At 61.7% G+C, this 16,305-nt stretch carries 9 protein-coding genes, 6 tRNA genes and 3 rRNA genes; all 18 read right to left on the reverse strand.

All coding sequences use genetic code 11. The features are described 5' to 3' along the window. Positions 1-55 precede the first annotated feature (55 nt). The gene (rpoB, locus tag HIR79_RS18230) at positions 56-4,135 is read right to left on the reverse strand and encodes a DNA-directed RNA polymerase subunit beta (RefSeq protein WP_119022617.1); all 4,080 of its coding nucleotides are present in this window, start codon (positions 4,133-4,135) and stop codon (positions 56-58) included. Positions 4,136-4,371: 236 nt separating this feature from the next. Next, a complete protein-coding gene (gene rplL / locus HIR79_RS18235; RefSeq protein WP_119022618.1) occupies positions 4,372-4,740 on the reverse strand; it encodes a 50S ribosomal protein L7/L12 in 369 nt (122 codons plus the stop codon). A 119-nt stretch (positions 4,741-4,859) separates the two neighbouring features. Then, positions 4,860-5,363 (reverse strand): 50S ribosomal protein L10, encoded by a 504-nt coding sequence (gene rplJ, locus HIR79_RS18240; protein WP_110070660.1) that lies wholly within the window; start codon positions 5,361-5,363, stop codon positions 4,860-4,862. Positions 5,364-5,640: 277 nt separating this feature from the next. Continuing rightward, positions 5,641-6,333 (reverse strand): 50S ribosomal protein L1, encoded by a 693-nt coding sequence (gene rplA / locus HIR79_RS18245; protein ID WP_119022619.1) that lies wholly within the window; start codon positions 6,331-6,333, stop codon positions 5,641-5,643. A gap of 2 nt (positions 6,334-6,335) precedes the next feature. Beyond that, a complete protein-coding gene (gene rplK / locus HIR79_RS18250) occupies positions 6,336-6,767 on the reverse strand; it encodes a 50S ribosomal protein L11 (protein ID WP_043514686.1) in 432 nt (143 codons plus the stop codon). 90 nt (positions 6,768-6,857) lie between these two features. Further along, complete coding sequence (gene nusG / locus HIR79_RS18255; protein WP_119022620.1) at positions 6,858-7,391, reverse strand: transcription termination/antitermination protein NusG; 534 nt, start codon at positions 7,389-7,391, stop codon at positions 6,858-6,860. Positions 7,392-7,399: 8 nt separating this feature from the next. Then, complete coding sequence (secE, locus tag HIR79_RS18260) at positions 7,400-7,768, reverse strand: preprotein translocase subunit SecE (RefSeq protein WP_162899963.1); 369 nt, start codon at positions 7,766-7,768, stop codon at positions 7,400-7,402. A gap of 71 nt (positions 7,769-7,839) precedes the next feature. After that, positions 7,840-7,915 (reverse strand) — tRNA-Trp (locus tag HIR79_RS18265). Positions 7,916-8,053: 138 nt separating this feature from the next. After that, positions 8,054-8,128 (reverse strand) — tRNA-Thr (locus HIR79_RS18270). Positions 8,129-8,151: 23 nt separating this feature from the next. Further along, positions 8,152-8,225 (reverse strand) — tRNA-Gly (locus tag HIR79_RS18275). Positions 8,226-8,274: 49 nt separating this feature from the next. Continuing rightward, positions 8,275-8,358, reverse strand: a tRNA-Tyr gene (locus HIR79_RS18280). 121 nt (positions 8,359-8,479) lie between these two features. Further along, entirely contained in the window at positions 8,480-9,319 is an 840-nt protein-coding gene (locus HIR79_RS18285) for a type III pantothenate kinase (RefSeq protein WP_119022621.1), read from the reverse strand. Continuing rightward, the gene (locus tag HIR79_RS18290) at positions 9,316-10,299 is read right to left on the reverse strand and encodes a biotin--[acetyl-CoA-carboxylase] ligase (RefSeq protein ID WP_169959412.1); all 984 of its coding nucleotides are present in this window, start codon (positions 10,297-10,299) and stop codon (positions 9,316-9,318) included. The genes HIR79_RS18285 and HIR79_RS18290 overlap by 4 nt, the downstream gene beginning before the upstream one ends. Before the next feature lie 152 nt (positions 10,300-10,451). Continuing rightward, positions 10,452-10,567 (reverse strand): 5S ribosomal RNA (gene rrf, locus HIR79_RS18295). Between the two features lie 85 nt (positions 10,568-10,652). Next, positions 10,653-13,541, reverse strand: a 23S ribosomal RNA gene (locus tag HIR79_RS18300). 228 nt (positions 13,542-13,769) lie between these two features. Beyond that, positions 13,770-13,845: transfer RNA gene (locus HIR79_RS18305), tRNA-Ala, on the reverse strand. 85 nt (positions 13,846-13,930) lie between these two features. Further along, positions 13,931-14,007: transfer RNA gene (locus HIR79_RS18310), tRNA-Ile, on the reverse strand. Between the two features lie 190 nt (positions 14,008-14,197). After that, a 16S ribosomal RNA gene (locus HIR79_RS18315) occupies positions 14,198-15,736 on the reverse strand. The 16S, 23S and 5S rRNA genes sit together here with 2 tRNA genes alongside, the layout of an rRNA operon. Between the last annotated feature and the right edge of the window lie 569 nt (positions 15,737-16,305).

The following is a 16,305-nucleotide window of genomic DNA, read 5'->3' on the forward strand; positions in this document are numbered from 1 at the left end:
GGGCGGGGGCGGCTTGCGCCCCCGCGGACCGTCATTCTGTGAAGCGTCGGCCGCCTCAGCTCTCGAGCTCGATGTCGATGCCCAGCGAGCGGATTTCCTTCACCAGCACGTTGAAGGATTCCGGCATGCCCGCCTGCATGGTGTGGTCGCCATCCACGATGTTCTTGTACATCTTGGTGCGGCCTTCCACGTCGTCGGACTTGACGGTGAGCATCTCCTGGAGGGTGTAGGCGGCGCCGTACGCCTCCAGGGCCCACACCTCCATCTCACCGAAGCGCTGACCACCGAACTGCGCCTTGCCGCCCAGCGGCTGCTGGGTGACCAGGGAGTAGGAGCCGGTGGAACGGGCGTGCATCTTGTCGTCCACCAGGTGGTTGAGCTTGAGCATGTACATGTAGCCGACGGTCACCGGACGGTCGAAGGCGTCGCCGGTACGGCCGTCGTAGAGCGTCATCTGGCCGGAATCCGGCAGGTCGGCCAGACGCAGCAGGTGCTTGATCTCGTGCTCGTCGGCACCGTCGAACACCGGCGTGGACATCGGCACCCCCGCCTTGAGGTTCTTCGCCAGGGCGATGACCTCGTCGTCGCTCAGGGTCTCGAGCTCCTCGACCCGGGTACCCGGGGTGGAGTTGTAGACCTGGCCCAGGAACTCGCGGATCTCGGCCACCTGCTGTTCGCGGGCGTCGCGCAGCAGGGCCTCGATCTTGCGGCCCAGCCCCCAGGCGGCGAGGCCCAGGTGGGTCTCGAGGATCTGACCGACGTTCATGCGCGACGGTACGCCCAGCGGGTTCAGGACCACGTCCACCGGCTCGCCGTTGTCGTCGAAGGGCATGTCCTCGATGGGCATGATCGCCGAGATGACACCCTTGTTACCGTGACGGCCGGCCATCTTGTCGCCCGGCTGCAGGCGACGCTTCACCGCCATGTAGACCTTGACGATCTTGAGCACGCCCGGCGCCAGGTCGTCGCCCTGGGTCAGCTTGCGCTTCTTGTCCTCGAAGCGCTCGTCCATCTCGCGGCGGCGATTCTCGAGCTGCTCGTCGGCCTGGGCCAGCAGCTCGTTGAGGGCCTCGTCCTGCAGGCGCAGCTTGAACCACTGCTGGCGCGGCAGCTCCTCGAGGTAGCTCTCGGTGAGGAGGTCGCCCTTCTTCAGCTTGGGACCGCCGTTCACGGCCTCGCCGTTCAGGGTGCGCTTGAGACGCTCGAAGGTGGCGTCCTCGGCGATGCGGTAGGTCTCCTGGAGGTCCTTGCGCACCTCGTCGAGCTGCATCTGCTCGATGGCCAGCGCCCGGGAGTCCTTCTCCACGCCGTCGCGGGTGAAGACCTGAACGTCGATGACGGTCCCCTTCATGCCGGTGGGGGCACGCAGGGAGGTGTCCTTCACGTCGGAGGCCTTCTCGCCGAAGATCGCGCGCAGCAGCTTCTCTTCCGGCGTCAGCTGGGTCTCGCCCTTGGGCGTGACCTTGCCGACCAGGATGTCGCCCGGCCCCACTTCGGCGCCGATGTAGACCACGCCCGCCTCGTCCAGCTTGGAGAGTGCCGACTCGCCCACGTTGGGGATATCGGAGGTGATCTCCTCCGGCCCCAGCTTGGTATCGCGGGAGACGCAGGTCAGCTCCTGGATGTGGATGGTGGTGAAGCGGTCTTCCTGGACCACCCGCTCGGAGAGCAGGATGGAGTCCTCGAAGTTGTAGCCGTTCCAGGGCATGAAGGCGATGCGCATGTTCTGGCCCAGGGCGAGGTCGCCCATGTCCACGGAGGGACCGTCGGCCAGGATGTCACCGCGCGCCACCTGGTCACCGGGGCGCACGATGGGGCGCTGGTTCTGGCAGGTGTTCTGGTTCGAGCGCACGTACTTGGTGAGGTTGTAGATATCGACGCCGGCCTCGCCGCCGATGATCTCGTCCTCGCCGACCCGGACCACGATGCGCTTGGCATCGACGGAGTCGATCACGCCGCCGCGGCGCGCCACGGCGCAGACGCCGGAGTCACGGGCCACGAAGCGCTCCATGCCGGTACCGACCAGCGGCTTGTCGGCACGCAGGGTGGGCACCGCCTGACGCTGCATGTTGGCCCCCATCAGGGCGCGGTTGGCGTCATCGTGCTCGAGGAACGGAATCAGCGCCGCGGCCACGGAGACCACCTGACGCGGGGAGACGTCCATCAGCGTCACCTGCTCGGGACGCATGAAGGTGGTCTCGCCCTTGTGGCGCACCTGCACCAGGTCATCCACCAGCTTGCCGGCCTCATCCACGGTCGCCGAGGCCTGGGCGATGACGAAGTCGCCCTCCTCGATGGCGGAGAGGTGCACCACCTCGTCGGTCACCTGGCTCTCCACCACCTTGCGGTAGGGGGTCTCGAGGAAACCGTAGCTGTTGGTGTGGCTGTAGGTGGCCAGGGAGTTGATCAGGCCGATGTTGGGGCCTTCCGGCGTCTCGATCGGACACAGGCGACCGTAGTGGGTCGCGTGAACGTCACGCACCTCGAAGCCGGCCCGCTCGCGGGTCAGGCCGCCCGGGCCGAGCGCGGAGACGCGGCGCTTGTGGGTGACCTCGGAGAGCGGGTTGTTCTGGTCCATGAACTGGGAGAGCTGGCTGGAACCGAAGAACTCCTTGACCGCCGCGGCGACGGGCTTGGCGTTGATCAGGTCCTGGGGCATCAGGCCCTCGCTCTCGGCCATGGAGAGACGCTCCTTGACCGCGCGCTCGACGCGCACCAGGCCCACGCGGAACTGGTTCTCGGCCATTTCGCCCACGCAGCGGATGCGGCGGTTGCCCAGGTGGTCGATATCGTCCACTTCGCCGAAGCCGTTGCGGATATGGATCAGCTCCTTGAGCACGTCAAGGATGTCGCGACGATCCAGCACGCCGGAGCCGGTGTCGCTCTCGCGACGCAGGCGGCGGTTGAACTTCATGCGACCGACGCCGGAGAGGTCGTAGCGGTCCGCGGTGAAGAACAGGTTGTGGAACAGGGTCTCGGCGGACTCCTTGGTGGGCGGCTCGCCCGGGCGCATCATGCGGTAGATCTCGACCAGCGCCTCGAGCTGGGAACCGGTGGTGTCCAGCCTGAGGGTGTCGGAGATGAAGGGACCGCAGTCCAGATCGTTGGTGTAGAGGGTCTCGAGGCGGGTGATGCCCGCCTGGCCCAGCTTCTCGAGCAGCTCCGGGGTGATCTCGGTGTTGCAGGGGCAGAGCAGCTCGCCGGTGTTCGGGTCCACCTGGTCACGGGCCAGGGTCTTGCCGAACAGGTACTCCATCGGCACCTCGAGACGCTCGAGGCCGGCCTTCTCCAGCTGGCGAATATGCTTCTGGGTGATGCGACGGCCTTCCTCGACGATCACGCCGCCATCGGCGTCCTTGATGTCGAAGGTGGCGGTCTCGCCGCGCAGGCGCGACGGCACCAGCTCCACGGAGAAGCCGGACTTCTCGACGTGGAAGACGCTGGTCTCGAAGAACTCCTCGAGGATCTCCTCGGCGCTCATGCCGAGCGCACGCAGCAGCACGCTCGCCGGCAGCTTGCGGCGACGGTCGATACGTACGAAGACGCTGTCCTTGGGATCGAACTCGAAGTCGAGCCAGGAGCCGCGGTAGGGAATCACGCGGGCCGAGTAGAGCAGCTTGCCGGAGGAGTGGCTCTTGCCCTTGTCGTGGTCGAAGAAGACGCCCGGGCTGCGGTGCAGCTGGGAGACGATGACACGCTCGGTGCCGTTGACCACGAAGGTGCCGTTCTCGGTCATCAGGGGGATCTCCCCCATGTAGACTTCCTGCTCCTTGATGTCCTTGATCGCCTTGTTGGACGAATCCTTGTCGTAGATGATCAGGCGGACCTTGACGCGCAGCGGGGCCGAGTAGGTGACGCCACGCAGCTGGCACTCCTTGACGTCGAAGGCCGGGGTGCCGAAACGGTAGCTCACGTACTCCAGGGCGGCGTTGCCGGAGAAGCTCTCGATCGGGAAGACGGACTTGAAGGCGGCATGCAGGCCGACTTCCATCCGCTCTTCGGGCGAACGGTCCTGCTGGAGGAAGTCGTAGTAGGAATCAAGCTGGATCGCCAGCAGGTAGGGCACATCCATCACTTGGGGCAGTTTGCCGAAATCCTTGCGGATGCGTTTTTTCTCAGTGTATGAGTAAGCCATCTGTATTCCCCAGCTTGTTCACCATGGGTGACCGATGCGTGGTCGGCGCCACCCGACGGACGCGACGCCGTCAGGCGATGAAGGCAAGCGCCTGGCATGGGCGCTCGCCTTCGGAATTCGGCTGGCGGTTCTGCCCTGTCGGCAGAGGCCAGTGACAACAGAAAAAGGCCGGCAGCGGGTGTCCCGCCACCAGCCATGGAAGCTTACGCAGCGCGTGAAGCCATGGAGCCCAAGTCTTACTTGAGTTCCACGCCTGCGCCGGCTTCTTCCAGCTTGGCCTTGGCCGCTTCTGCGTCTTCCTTGGACATGCCTTCCTTGATGGTCGCCGGCGCGCCGTCGACGGCACCCTTGGCTTCCTTCAGACCCAGGCCGGTGATCTCGCGAACGACCTTGATCACGTTGACCTTCTTGTCGCCGGCGCTGGTCAGCACCAGGTCGAACTCGGTCTGCTCTTCAGCGACTTCACCAGCGGCAGCCGGGCCAGCCATCACGGCGGCAGCGGCAGACACGCCGAACTTCTCTTCCATCGCTTCGATCAGCTCGACCACTTCCATGACGGACATGTCGGCGACGGCGTTGATGATGTCTTCTTTGGTCAGTGCCATTGTCACGTTTCCTAACTTTGCGGGAGTCGCGGTGACCCGACGACTCGGGATTCAATATACGATTCAGGCGGCCAGCAGGAGTTCGCCAATCAGACGGCCTGCGATCAGGCGGCCTGTGATCAGGCGGCTTGTTCCTGCTTCTGGTCGCGCAGGGCGGCCAGGGTACGGACCAGCTTGCCGGCAGACGCTTCCTTCATGACGGACATCAGCTTGGCGATGGCCTCGTCGTAGGTCGGCAGGGTCGCCAGGCGGTCGATATCAGCAGCCGGGATCAGCTCGCCTTCGTAGGCCAGCGCCTTGACTTCGAAGTCCTTCTCCGACTTGGCGAACTCCTTGAACAGACGGGCGGCGGCGCCCGGATGCTCGGTGGAGAAGGCCAGCAGGGTCGGGCCAACAAAGCTCTCGTTCAGACACTCCCACTGAGTGCCTTCGAGGGCGCGGCGTGCCAGGGTGTTGCGAACAACACGCAGCTGGACGCCATTCTCGCGGGCCTGCTTGCGCAGATCGGTCATCTTCTCGACCGTGACGCCACGAGAATCGGCAACTACGACGGAGAGCGCACCCTTGGCCGCTTCACTGACCTCGGCAACAATCGCCTTCTTGCCTTCGAGTGCTAGTGGCACAGTGATCACTCCTTCGTGCCGGAACCTCGCGATGAGGACTCCGGTGGTTACCATCTCCCCCACCGCTTGCCCGGAGGCGCCTGGCGGGGGTCCTGGGTGATGGTGCTCACCAGACACCTGGCGGCCACACCATCTGCGCAGGCCATCCCGGAGGGATGATTAAGCCGCCCTTCACGGGGAAGGGCGGCACCTGCGGTCTTTGACGGTGCCCCGCCGGCGAATATCGACTCCGCTCGGGGACCGCAAAGTTCTTGCAATAGTTCGATCCGCTGCCCGATCAGACCAGGGCAGAGTGATCCAGAGTCACGCCCGGGCCCATGGTGGTGGACAGGGTGATCTTCTTGAAGTAGATGCCCTTGGAGGAGCTCGGCTTCAGACGCTTCAGGTCAGCGACCAGCGCTTCCAGGTTGCCCTGGATGGCAGCGGCGTCGAAATCGACCTTGCCAAGGGTGGTGTGGATGATGCCGTTCTTGTCGGTACGGAAACGCACCTGACCGGCCTTGGCGTTCTTGACCGCAGTGGCCACGTCCGGGGTCACGGTGCCGACCTTGGGGTTCGGCATCAGGCCGCGCGGACCGAGGATCTGGCCCAGCTGGCCGACCACACGCATGGCGTCCGGGGAGGCGATGACCACGTCGAAGTCGAGCTGGCCCTTCTTGACCTGCTCGGCCAGGTCGTCCATGCCGACGATGTCGGCACCGGCTTCCTTGGCGGCATCGGCGTTGGCACCCTGGGTAAAGACGGCAACGCGCACGTCCTTGCCGGTACCGTTGGGCATCACGGTTGCACCGCGAACCACCTGGTCGGATTTACGCGGATCGACGCCCAGATTAATGGCGACGTCCAGCGACTCCTTGAACTTGACGGTGGAGAGCTCGGCGAGCAGTGCCACGGCCTCTTCCAGAGAGTAGGCCTTGGTCGGGTCGACCTTCTCGCGAATCAGTTTTGCACGCTTGGTCAGCTTGGCCATGATCAGAGACCCTCCACGTTCAGGCCCATGCTGCGGGCGCTACCGGCAATGGTACGCACAGCGGCGTCGAGATCGGCAGCCGTCAGATCCGGCTCCTTGGTCTTGGCGATCTCTTCGAGCTGCTCACGGGTCACGGTGCCGACCTTCTTCTTGTTCGGCTCACCGGAGCCGGACTTGATGCCAGCGGCCTTCTTCAGCAGGACCGCGGCGGGCGGGGTCTTGGTGATGAAGGTGAAGCTGCGGTCGGAATAGACGGTGATCACCACGGGAGTGGGCAGACCCGGCTCGATCTCCTGGGTCGCGGCGTTGAACGCCTTGCAGAACTCCATGATGTTCACGCCGTGCTGACCCAGAGCGGGACCGACGGGGGGACTCGGGTTGGCTTTGCCAGCTGCAACCTGCAGCTTGATGTAAGCCTGTACTTTCTTGGCCATGGTAAGACTCCAGTTGGGTAGTAGCGCCTTGCGGCTCCCCGGTGATGCGGCCACCTCGGCGGCCGCCTTGCTTGTGTCAGGCCGAGCGGATTACTCCTTCTCGACCTGAGCGAATTCCAGTTCGACGGGAGTCGAGCGACCGAAGATCAGCACGCTGACCTGGACGCGACTCTTGTCGTAGTTGACCTCTTCGACGACGCCGTTGAAGTCGGCGAAGGGGCCGTCGATGACACGCACGGACTGACCCGGCTCGAACAGCGTCTTGGGACGCGGCTTGTCGGTACCGTCCTGGACGCGACGAAGGATGGCATCGGCCTCCTTCTGGGTAATCGCGGCCGGCTTCTCCTTGGTGCCACCGATGAACCCCATGACGCGCGGGGTCTCGTTGACCAGGTGCCAGGTCTCGTCATCCATCTCCATCTCGACCAGCACGTAGCCGGGATAGAACTTGCGCTCGCTCTTGCGACGCTTGCCGTCACGCATCTCGACGACTTCTTCGGTCGGCACCAGGATCTCGCCGAAGCGATCCTCCATGCCGTACATCTTCACGCGCTCCTTGAGGGAGCGCATGACATGCTTCTCGAAGCCGGAGTAGGCGTGAACGACGTACCAACGCTTGGACATGGAGACTCCTAACCAATGACGCCGGACATCGCCCAGCCAAGAAGGGTGTCGATCAACCACAGCATCAGGCCGACCACCAGCACGGCCACCAGCACGATGGCGGTGGTCTGCACGGTCTCGGGACGCGTCGGCCAGACCACGCGCTGGATCTCTTTCTTGGCGGCGCGGGCCAGTTCGGCGAGCTCGCGGCCGCGGGCGGTGGTCAGGGCCACTACGCCAGCCAGCGCACACAGCGCGACGACACCCAGCACGCGGTAGAGCAGGGCCTGATCGGCGAAATAGGTATTACCGACCACGGCCAGAACCAGCAGAGTGACGACAGCCGCCCACTTGAGTCCGTCGTGGCGCGACTCCTGCACCTCGGCGCTATGCTTCATGAAAAGAGACTCCTCAGGGTGCGGCAATCGAAACATGAAATCTTTCGGGGACTCGCCAGCCTGGGGAAGGCTGGCAGGCCAGGAGGGAATCGAACCCCCAACCTGCGGTTTTGGAGACCGCTGCTCTGCCAATTGAGCTACTGGCCTGTATCTGCCTCTCGACCACCCTTTGCAGGCGGTCCGACACAGCGGGCGCCATGATAGCGGATAGGCATCCGCCTGGCAACCCCTTCCGCCAGAGGGGGCGGAAAGAGAAAAGGCGAGCCTTGGCTCGCCTTTTCAATGTGGAGCTCATGGACGGATTTGAACCGTCGACCTCACCCTTACCAAGGGTGTGCTCTACCCCTGAGCTACATGAGCAAAACCTTTGCATCCGGAGATGCTGGAGCGGGCAGCGGGAATCGAACCCGCACCATCAGCTTGGAAGGCTGAGGTTCTACCATTGAACTATGCCCGCCTACCCACTCTTGCTGCCTGCACGCCTCGAGAGGCGCCTGGCGAAAATCTGGTGGAGGGGGAAGGATTCGAACCTTCGAAGCTTTCGCGGCAGATTTACAGTCTGCTCCCTTTGGCCACTCGGGAACCCCTCCAGCTGGTGGCATATCCTACCACCCTTTCCCTCGGTGTCAAGATGCTGTTTTATCAGCCTTCCCGACCGGAAGCTTGTCGCCTTGCCGGCGCCGGCTTCCCCTTGGAACGCGGCGCATTGTGTCAAAGCAGCATGGAGAATGCAAGCCCAGCGCGAATCTTTTCCAGCGCCACCGGCGCCGGCACCCTGGGCGCCCCTGACATCCGGCCGGCACGCTCGGCGGCCGTGAGCGGGAAGCAGGCCTCCAGTCCGCCATAGACCATATCCGGCCACACCGCATGGGGCACCTGGAGGCCCCTGGCGACCACCCGCGCATCGCCGCCGGTGAGCAACAGCGGCAGCGCCACCCCCTCCATGTCGCAGACCTCGGCGTAGACGCGGTTGATGGCGCTCACCGCCGCCATGTAGATGCCGTGGTTGACCGCCTCCACCGTCCGCCTGCCGGGCACCAGCAGCTCCTCGGCCTCGCTGTCGGGATCGATCGCCACGTTGCGGGTACCCAGCTTGAGACTCTCCTTCATCAGCCGCAGCCCGGGCAGGATATAGCCCCCCAGGTGGCGTCCGCCCGGCAGCACGAAGTCGATGGTGATGGCACTGCCGCAGTCCACGGCACAGCAGCCGCCCGCCAGCTGGTAGCCCGCCAGCGCTCCGAGCCAGCGGTCGACGCCCAACCGCTCGGGCTCCTCGTAGCCGTTGGTCACCCCGAGCGCCTCCGGGGTCGAGCGCGCCACGTGAACGTGCCCCACCTGGCGATGGAGCAACGCCACGGTCTCCTCCAGCACGGCGCGTCGCGCCACGCTGGAGATGCGCACCGCCTCCACGATGTCCAGATCGGGGATATCGGCGCCCGGGCGCCACTCCTCCCGGGTCCATACCGCGCCCCGGGAGCGAATCTCGCTGCTGTCGGCATCCTTCAGCCGCCACTTGGAGAGAGTGTTGCCGATATCGAGGTCGAGGATCATGAGCGCGCTCGCACGCTGATCTCGCCGCCAGCCAGCCGCTCGAGCCGACCCTCCCGGCGTACCAGCAGGTTGCCCGAGCCATCGACCCCTTCGGCCACCGCCGCCTCGCGGCGCTCGCCGCGCAGGATATCCACCTCATGATCCGCGAAGGCGTGACGCTCGTTCCAGGCCGCCTGCCAGGCGGGAAAGCCCTGCGCCTCGAAGCCGGCCATCAGCGACAGCAGCGCCTCGATCAGCTCCACGGCGAGCTCATTGCGCGACACGCCGGGCGCCTGGTCATGCACGGCGGCGGCGGGCTGATCCAGCCCCGCGCGAAACGCCGCGGGCAGGCCGACATTGATCCCCATGCCGATCACCACCTCGCAGGGCCCCGCGGTATCCCCCGTCACCTCGACCAGGATGCCGGCCAGCTTGCCGAACCCACCGTCCGGCTGCTCCAGGAGGACATCGTTGGGCCACTTGAGGCGAGGCGCCGCGCCGTGGCGCTCCAGCACCTGAGCCAGCACCACGCCTACCGCCAGGCTCAGCCCCTCCAGCGCCGTCACACCGGAATCGACCCGCCAGCCGAGCGACAGCATCAGGCTCTGCCCCCAGGGAGTGTTCCAGGGGCGCCCCCGCCGGCCGCGCCCTGCGCTCTGCTGCTCCACCAGGCAGACCTCGCCATGGCCGGCGCCCTGGTCGAAGCGCTCACGCAGGAAGGCGTTGCTCGACGGCAGGGTCTCCTCGACGAACAGCCGCGTCAGCAGCCCGCGCGACTCCCGCGACAGGCCGGCGACGATGCGCGCCCCGTCGAGGAGCTCCAGCGGCTCGGCAAGCCTGTAGCCCTGTCCCTTCACCGCCTCCATGGCGATCCCCAGCGCCTCCAGCTTGCGCAGCTGCTTCCACACGGCCGCCCGCGACACGCCAAGCCGCTCACCGAGCTGCTCGCCGGAGTGGAACTCGCCGTCGCTGAGCAGGCGAATCAGGTCTCCGATGGTCATTCGTAACCCTCAGACGGGAAAGGGCATCATTCTAGCGGATGCGAGGCGCCCCCGGAAACGTCGGAGATACAAACCTCCCCACCGGCGAGCCCGGGGCCCAAACGCGAAAAGCCCCGACCATCTCACGATGATCGGGGCTTTTCTCTATAAGTACCTGACGATGACCTACTCTCACATGGGGAGACCCCACACTACCATCGGCGCTGAGCGGTTTCACTGCTGAGTTCGGCATGGGATCAGGTGGTTCACGCACGCTATGGTCGTCAGGCGAAAAGGGGGTGAATCATGCTGACGTCGAGACGTCTCTTGCGTATCCGCTGTCATCTGTCATCGACAGACCACTTGGGTGTTATATGGTCAAGCCTCACGGGCAATTAGTATCGGTTAGCTCAACGCCTTGCAGCGCTTCCACACCCGACCTATCAACCAGCTGGTCTCGCTGGGCCCTTCAGGAGGCTCAAGGCCTCAGGGAAGTCTCATCTTGAAGGGGGCTTCCCGCTTAGATGCTTTCAGCGGTTATCCTGTCCGCACATAGCTACCCGGCAATGCCACTGGCGTGACAACCGGAACACCAGAGGTGCGTCCACTCCGGTCCTCTCGTACTAGGAGCAGCTCTTCTCAAACTTCCAACGCCCACGGCAGATAGGGACCGAACTGTCTCACGACGTTCTAAACCCAGCTCGCGTACCACTTTAAATGGCGAACAGCCATACCCTTGGGACCGACTTCAGCCCCAGGATGTGATGAGCCGACATCGAGGTGCCAAACACCGCCGTCGATGTGAACTCTTGGGCGGTATCAGCCTGTTATCCCCGGAGTACCTTTTATCCGTTGAGCGATGGCCCTTCCATACAGAACCACCGGATCACTAGAACCTACTTTCGTACCTGCTCGACGTGTCTGTCTCGCAGTCAAGCACCCTTATGCTCTTGCACTCAATGCACGATTTCCAACCGTGCTGAGGGTACCTTCGTGCTCCTCCGTTACGCTTTGGGAGGAGACCGCCCCAGTCAAACTACCCACCACACACGGTCCTCGATCCGGATAACGGACCTGAGTTAGAACGCCAATGATGCCAGGCTGGTATTTCAAGGTTGGCTCCACCCGAACTGGCGTCCGGGTTTCAAAGCCTCCCAGCTATCCTACACAAGCAACATCAGCGTCCAGTGTGAAGCTATAGTAAAGGTTCACGGGGTCTTTCCGTCTAGCCGCGGGTACACAGCATCTTCACTGCGATTTCAATTTCACTGAGTCTCGGGTGGAGACAGCGTGGCCATCATTACGCCATTCGTGCAGGTCGGAACTTACCCGACAAGGAATTTCGCTACCTTAGGACCGTTATAGTTACGGCCGCCGTTTACCGGGGCTTCGATCAGGAGCTTCGCTTGCGCTAACACCATCAATTAACCTTCCGGCACCGGGCAGGCGTCACACCCTATACGTCCGCTTGCGCGTTTGCAGAGTGCTGTGTTTTTAATAAACAGTTGCAGCCACCTGGTATCTTCGACCGCCTCGTGCTCCGGGAGCAAGTCCCTTCACACTAACGCGGCGTGCCTTCTCCCGAAGTTACGGCACCATTTTGCCTAGTTCCTTCACCCGAGTTCTCTCAAGCGCCTTGGTATTCTCTACCTGACCACCTGTGTCGGTTTGGGGTACGGTCCCACTGTATCTGAAGCTTAGAGGCTTTTCCTGGAAGCGTGGCATCGATGACTTCCTGACCGTAGTCAGTTCGTCTCGCCTCTCGGCCTTAGGATCCCGGATTTGCCTGAGATCCCAGCCTACTGGCTTTCACCAGGACAACCAACGCCTGGCTCACCTAGCCTTCTTCGTCCCCCCATCGCAATACAGTGAGGTACGGGAATATTGACCCGTTTCCCATCGACTACGCCTTTCGGCCTCGCCTTAGGGGCCGACTCACTCTGCTCCGATTAGCGTCGAACAGAAACCCTTGGTCTTCCGGCGGGGGAGTTTTTCACTCCCCTTGTCGTTACTCATGTCAGCATTCGCACTCGTGATACCTCCAGCAGACTTCTCAATCCACCTTCATCGGCTTACACGACGCTCCTCTACCGCTCATCCAGAGGATGAACCCGTAGCTTCGGCACCTGGTTTGAGCCCCGTTACATCTTCCGCGCAGGCCGACTCGACTAGTGAGCTATTACGCTTTCTTTAAAGGATGGCTGCTTCTAAGCCAACCTCCTAGCTGTCTGAGCCTTCCCACCTCGTTTCCCACTTAACCAGGATTTCGGGGCCTTAGCTGACGGTCTGGGTTGTTTCCCTTTTCACAACGGACGTTAGCACCCGCTGTGTGTCTCCCACGCTGCACTCACCGGTATTCGGAGTTTGCCTCGGGTTGGTAAGTCGGGATGACCCCCTAGCCGAAACAGTGCTCTACCCCCGGCGGTGACACGTGAGGCGCTACCTAAATAGCTTTCGAGGAGAACCAGCTATCTCCGGGCTTGATTAGCCTTTCACTCCGATCCACAAGTCATCCAAATCTTTTTCAACAGATCCTGGTTCGGTCCTCCAGTTGATGTTACTCAACCTTCAACCTGCTCATGGATAGATCGCCCGGTTTCGGGTCTATTCCCAGCGACTGGTCGCCCAGTTAAGACTCGGTTTCCCTACGCCTCCCCTATACGGTTAAGCTCGCCACTGAAAATAAGTCGCTGACCCATTATACAAAAGGTACGCGGTCACAGAACAAGTCTGCTCCCACTGCTTGTACGCACACGGTTTCAGGATCTATTTCACTCCCCTCTCCGGGGTTCTTTTCGCCTTTCCCTCACGGTACTGGTTCACTATCGGTCAGCCAGGAGTATTTAGCCTTGGAGGATGGTCCCCCCATATTCAGTCAAGGTTTCACGTGCCCCGACCTACTCGATTTCACATGATCAGATTTTCGACTACGGGGCTATCACCCACTATGGCCGCGCTTCCCAGCGCGTTCGTCTAATCAGTCACATGCTTAAGGGCTGGTCCCCGTTCGCTCGCCGCTACTGGGGGAATCTCGGTTGATTTCTTTTCCTCGGGGTACTTAGATGTTTCAGTTCCCCCGGTTCGCCTCCCAACACCTATGTATTCAGTGTGGGATACCCTGCTTATGCAGGGTGGGTTTCCCCATTCAGAAATGCCCGGGTCACAGGTCGTTTGCCACCTCGCCGAGCCTTATCGCAGGCTACCACGTCTTTCATCGCCTCTGGCTGCCTAGGCATCCACCGTGTGCGCTTCATCGCTTGACCATATAACCCCAAGGGGTCTGATCTGCGATGACAGTTTGACAATTGCCGGATACGCTTGAGACGTATCTCATGTTCTTCCTGAATCTCTCCAGGAAGGAACGTTTGTCAGCATGATTCACATTGTTAAAGAGCAGACTGTCAATCGACAGTCATAAACCGGTCATTGCAAAGTGCAAGGATGGCTTATGACTGCGGATCCGATCAGGTAATGACTGCTGTAGGGGAGGATGGTGGAGCCAAGCGGGATCGAACCGCTGACCTCCTGCGTGCAAGGCAGGCGCTCTCCCAGCTGAGCTATGGCCCCGAGGCAATTTGTGTGAGACAAGGCGCTTCGATGCGACGCATAGCCTGCTATGCGAGTATCGGAGCAACGCAGTATCACGCAAATTTGGTGGGTCTGGGCAGATTTGAACTGCCGACCTCACCCTTATCAGGGGTGCGCTCTAACCAACTGAGCTACAGACCCGGCACTGTGCTGGTCACAGATAGCGAGTCGGCGTGCCGACCTCACCCTGCTTTCCATTTAAGGTCAGGGGGTGCGCTCTAACCAACTGAGCTACATCCTCCAACCTTTGGGCCATCGACCCAAACAGTCTTTGCTCTGGTCGATCAGGTAATTCATTGTGAGCACTTGCCGCGTGTCGGGACGTCGTCGATAAGGAGGTGATCCAGCCGCAGGTTCCCCTACGGCTACCTTGTTACGACTTCACCCCAGTCATGAACCACACCGTGGTGATCGCCCTCCGAAGTTAGGCTAACCACTTCTGGTGCAGTCCACTCCCATGGTGTGACGGGCGGTGTGTACAAGGCCCGGGAACGTATTCACCGTGACATTCTGATTCACGATTACTAGCGATTCCGACTTCACGGAGTCGAGTTGCAGACTCCGATCCGGACTGAGACCAGCTTTTCGGGATTAGCTCCACCTCGCGGCTTCGCAACCCTTTGTACCGGCCATTGTAGCACGTGTGTAGCCCTACCCGTAAGGGCCATGATGACTTGACGTCGTCCCCACCTTCCTCCGGTTTGTCACCGGCAGTCTCCTTAGAGTTCCCGACATGACTCGCTGGCAAATAAGGACAAGGGTTGCGCTCGTTACGGGACTTAACCCAACATTTCACAACACGAGCTGACGACAGCCATGCAGCACCTGTCTGTGCGTTCCCGAAGGCACCAATCCATCTCTGGAAAGTTCGCACGATGTCAAGGGTAGGTAAGGTTCTTCGCGTTGCATCGAATTAAACCACATGCTCCACCGCTTGTGCGGGCCCCCGTCAATTCATTTGAGTTTTAACCTTGCGGCCGTACTCCCCAGGCGGTCGACTTATCGCGTTAACTGCGCCACAAAGCTCTCAAGGAGCCCAACGGCTAGTCGACATCGTTTACGGCGTGGACTACCAGGGTATCTAATCCTGTTTGCTACCCACGCTTTCGCACCTCAGCGTCAGTGTCAGTCCAGAAGGCCGCCTTCGCCACTGGTATTCCTCCCGATCTCTACGCATTTCACCGCTACACCGGGAATTCTACCTTCCTCTCCTGCACTCTAGCCTGACAGTTCCGGATGCCGTTCCCAGGTTGAGCCCGGGGCTTTCACAACCGGCTTATCAGACCGCCTACGCGCGCTTTACGCCCAGTAATTCCGATTAACGCTCGCACCCTCCGTATTACCGCGGCTGCTGGCACGGAGTTAGCCGGTGCTTCTTCTGTGGGTGATGTCCTTCCTCGAGGGTATTAGCCCCAAGGCTTTCTTCCCCACTGAAAGTGCTTTACAACCCGAAGGCCTTCTTCACACACGCGGCATGGCTGGATCAGGCTTTCGCCCATTGTCCAATATTCCCCACTGCTGCCTCCCGTAGGAGTTCGGGCCGTGTCTCAGTCCCGATGTGGCTGATCATCCTCTCAGACCAGCTACGGATCGTCGCCTTGGTGAGCCATTACCTCACCAACAAGCTAATCCGACATAGACTCATCCGATAGCGCAAGGTCCGAAGATCCCCTGCTTTCTCCCGTAGGACGTATGCGGTATTAGCCTGGGTTTCCCCAGGTTATCCCCCACTACCGGGCAGATTTCTATGCATTACTCACCCGTCCGCCGCTCGCCACCAGGAAGCAAGCTTCCCGTGCTGCCGCTCGACTTGCATGTGTTAGGCCTGCCGCCAGCGTTCAATCTGAGCCATGATCAAACTCTTCAGTTTAAGATCATATAGTCCTTACCCTTCGAAGAAGGAAGCGGACCAAACTTGGCTCAAGGTTCAAACGTTCTCAAAAAGATCCGAGGATCTTTGACGAGTCGCTTGCCTTGATGTTTCAGTGACTGGTCACCGACACATCGACAAGCGCCCACATGAATTACCTGATCGATTGTTAAAGAGCGGCTCCCGTCTCGACATTCGAGTGGAGCGTCTCGCTTGCTGTCGGTGAGAGTGAACTCTCCATCGCCAGCGCCCTGCGAGGAAGGCGTATTCTACCGATTCGCTTCAGCGTGTCAAGCGGCGGTTGGCGGTGCGTGGCACCCCGTCCGACTTTCGCTGACTGCTCACCTCATCTTGCCGAGGCGCTGCGAATAGAGCCCTCAGCGAGCCCTGCAGAACAAGTGGTGCGCATTCTAGCGAATCCGCGGTGAGTGTCAAGCGAGAAGATTTTCGAAACTTTCAAAAATCCCAAGCAGAACAACCACTTCTACCACCTTTCACCGCCTGCAACCTTGCTGGTCACCGGCAGCGGATGCGTACTTTACGGCTTCCCCCGGCCCGGGGCAAGCCCT

The sequence above is a fragment of the Halomonas sp. PGE1 genome (genome assembly GCF_013000985.1).
In the GTDB taxonomy this organism is placed as follows: Bacteria; Pseudomonadota; Gammaproteobacteria; order Pseudomonadales; family Halomonadaceae; genus Halomonas; species Halomonas alkalicola.

Bases quoted from the DNA above. Each gene is read 5' to 3' on its own strand.
- rpoB (WP_119022617.1), bottom strand. From the start codon at position 4,135: ATGGCTTACTCATACACTGAGAAAAAACGCATCCGCAAGGATTTCGGC.
- nusG (WP_119022620.1), bottom strand. From the start codon at position 7,391: ATGTCCAAGCGTTGGTACGTCGTTCACGCCTACTCCGGCTTCGAGAAG.
- rplK (WP_043514686.1), bottom strand. From the start codon at position 6,767: ATGGCCAAGAAAGTACAGGCTTACATCAAGCTGCAGGTTGCAGCTGGC.
- HIR79_RS18285 (WP_119022621.1), bottom strand. From the start codon at position 9,319: ATGATCCTCGACCTCGATATCGGCAACACTCTCTCCAAGTGGCGGCTG.
- rplL (WP_119022618.1), bottom strand. From the start codon at position 4,740: ATGGCACTGACCAAAGAAGACATCATCAACGCCGTCGCCGACATGTCC.
- HIR79_RS18290 (WP_169959412.1), bottom strand. From the start codon at position 10,299: ATGACCATCGGAGACCTGATTCGCCTGCTCAGCGACGGCGAGTTCCAC.
- secE (WP_162899963.1), bottom strand. From the start codon at position 7,768: ATGAAGCATAGCGCCGAGGTGCAGGAGTCGCGCCACGACGGACTCAAG.
- rplA (WP_119022619.1), bottom strand. From the start codon at position 6,333: ATGGCCAAGCTGACCAAGCGTGCAAAACTGATTCGCGAGAAGGTCGAC.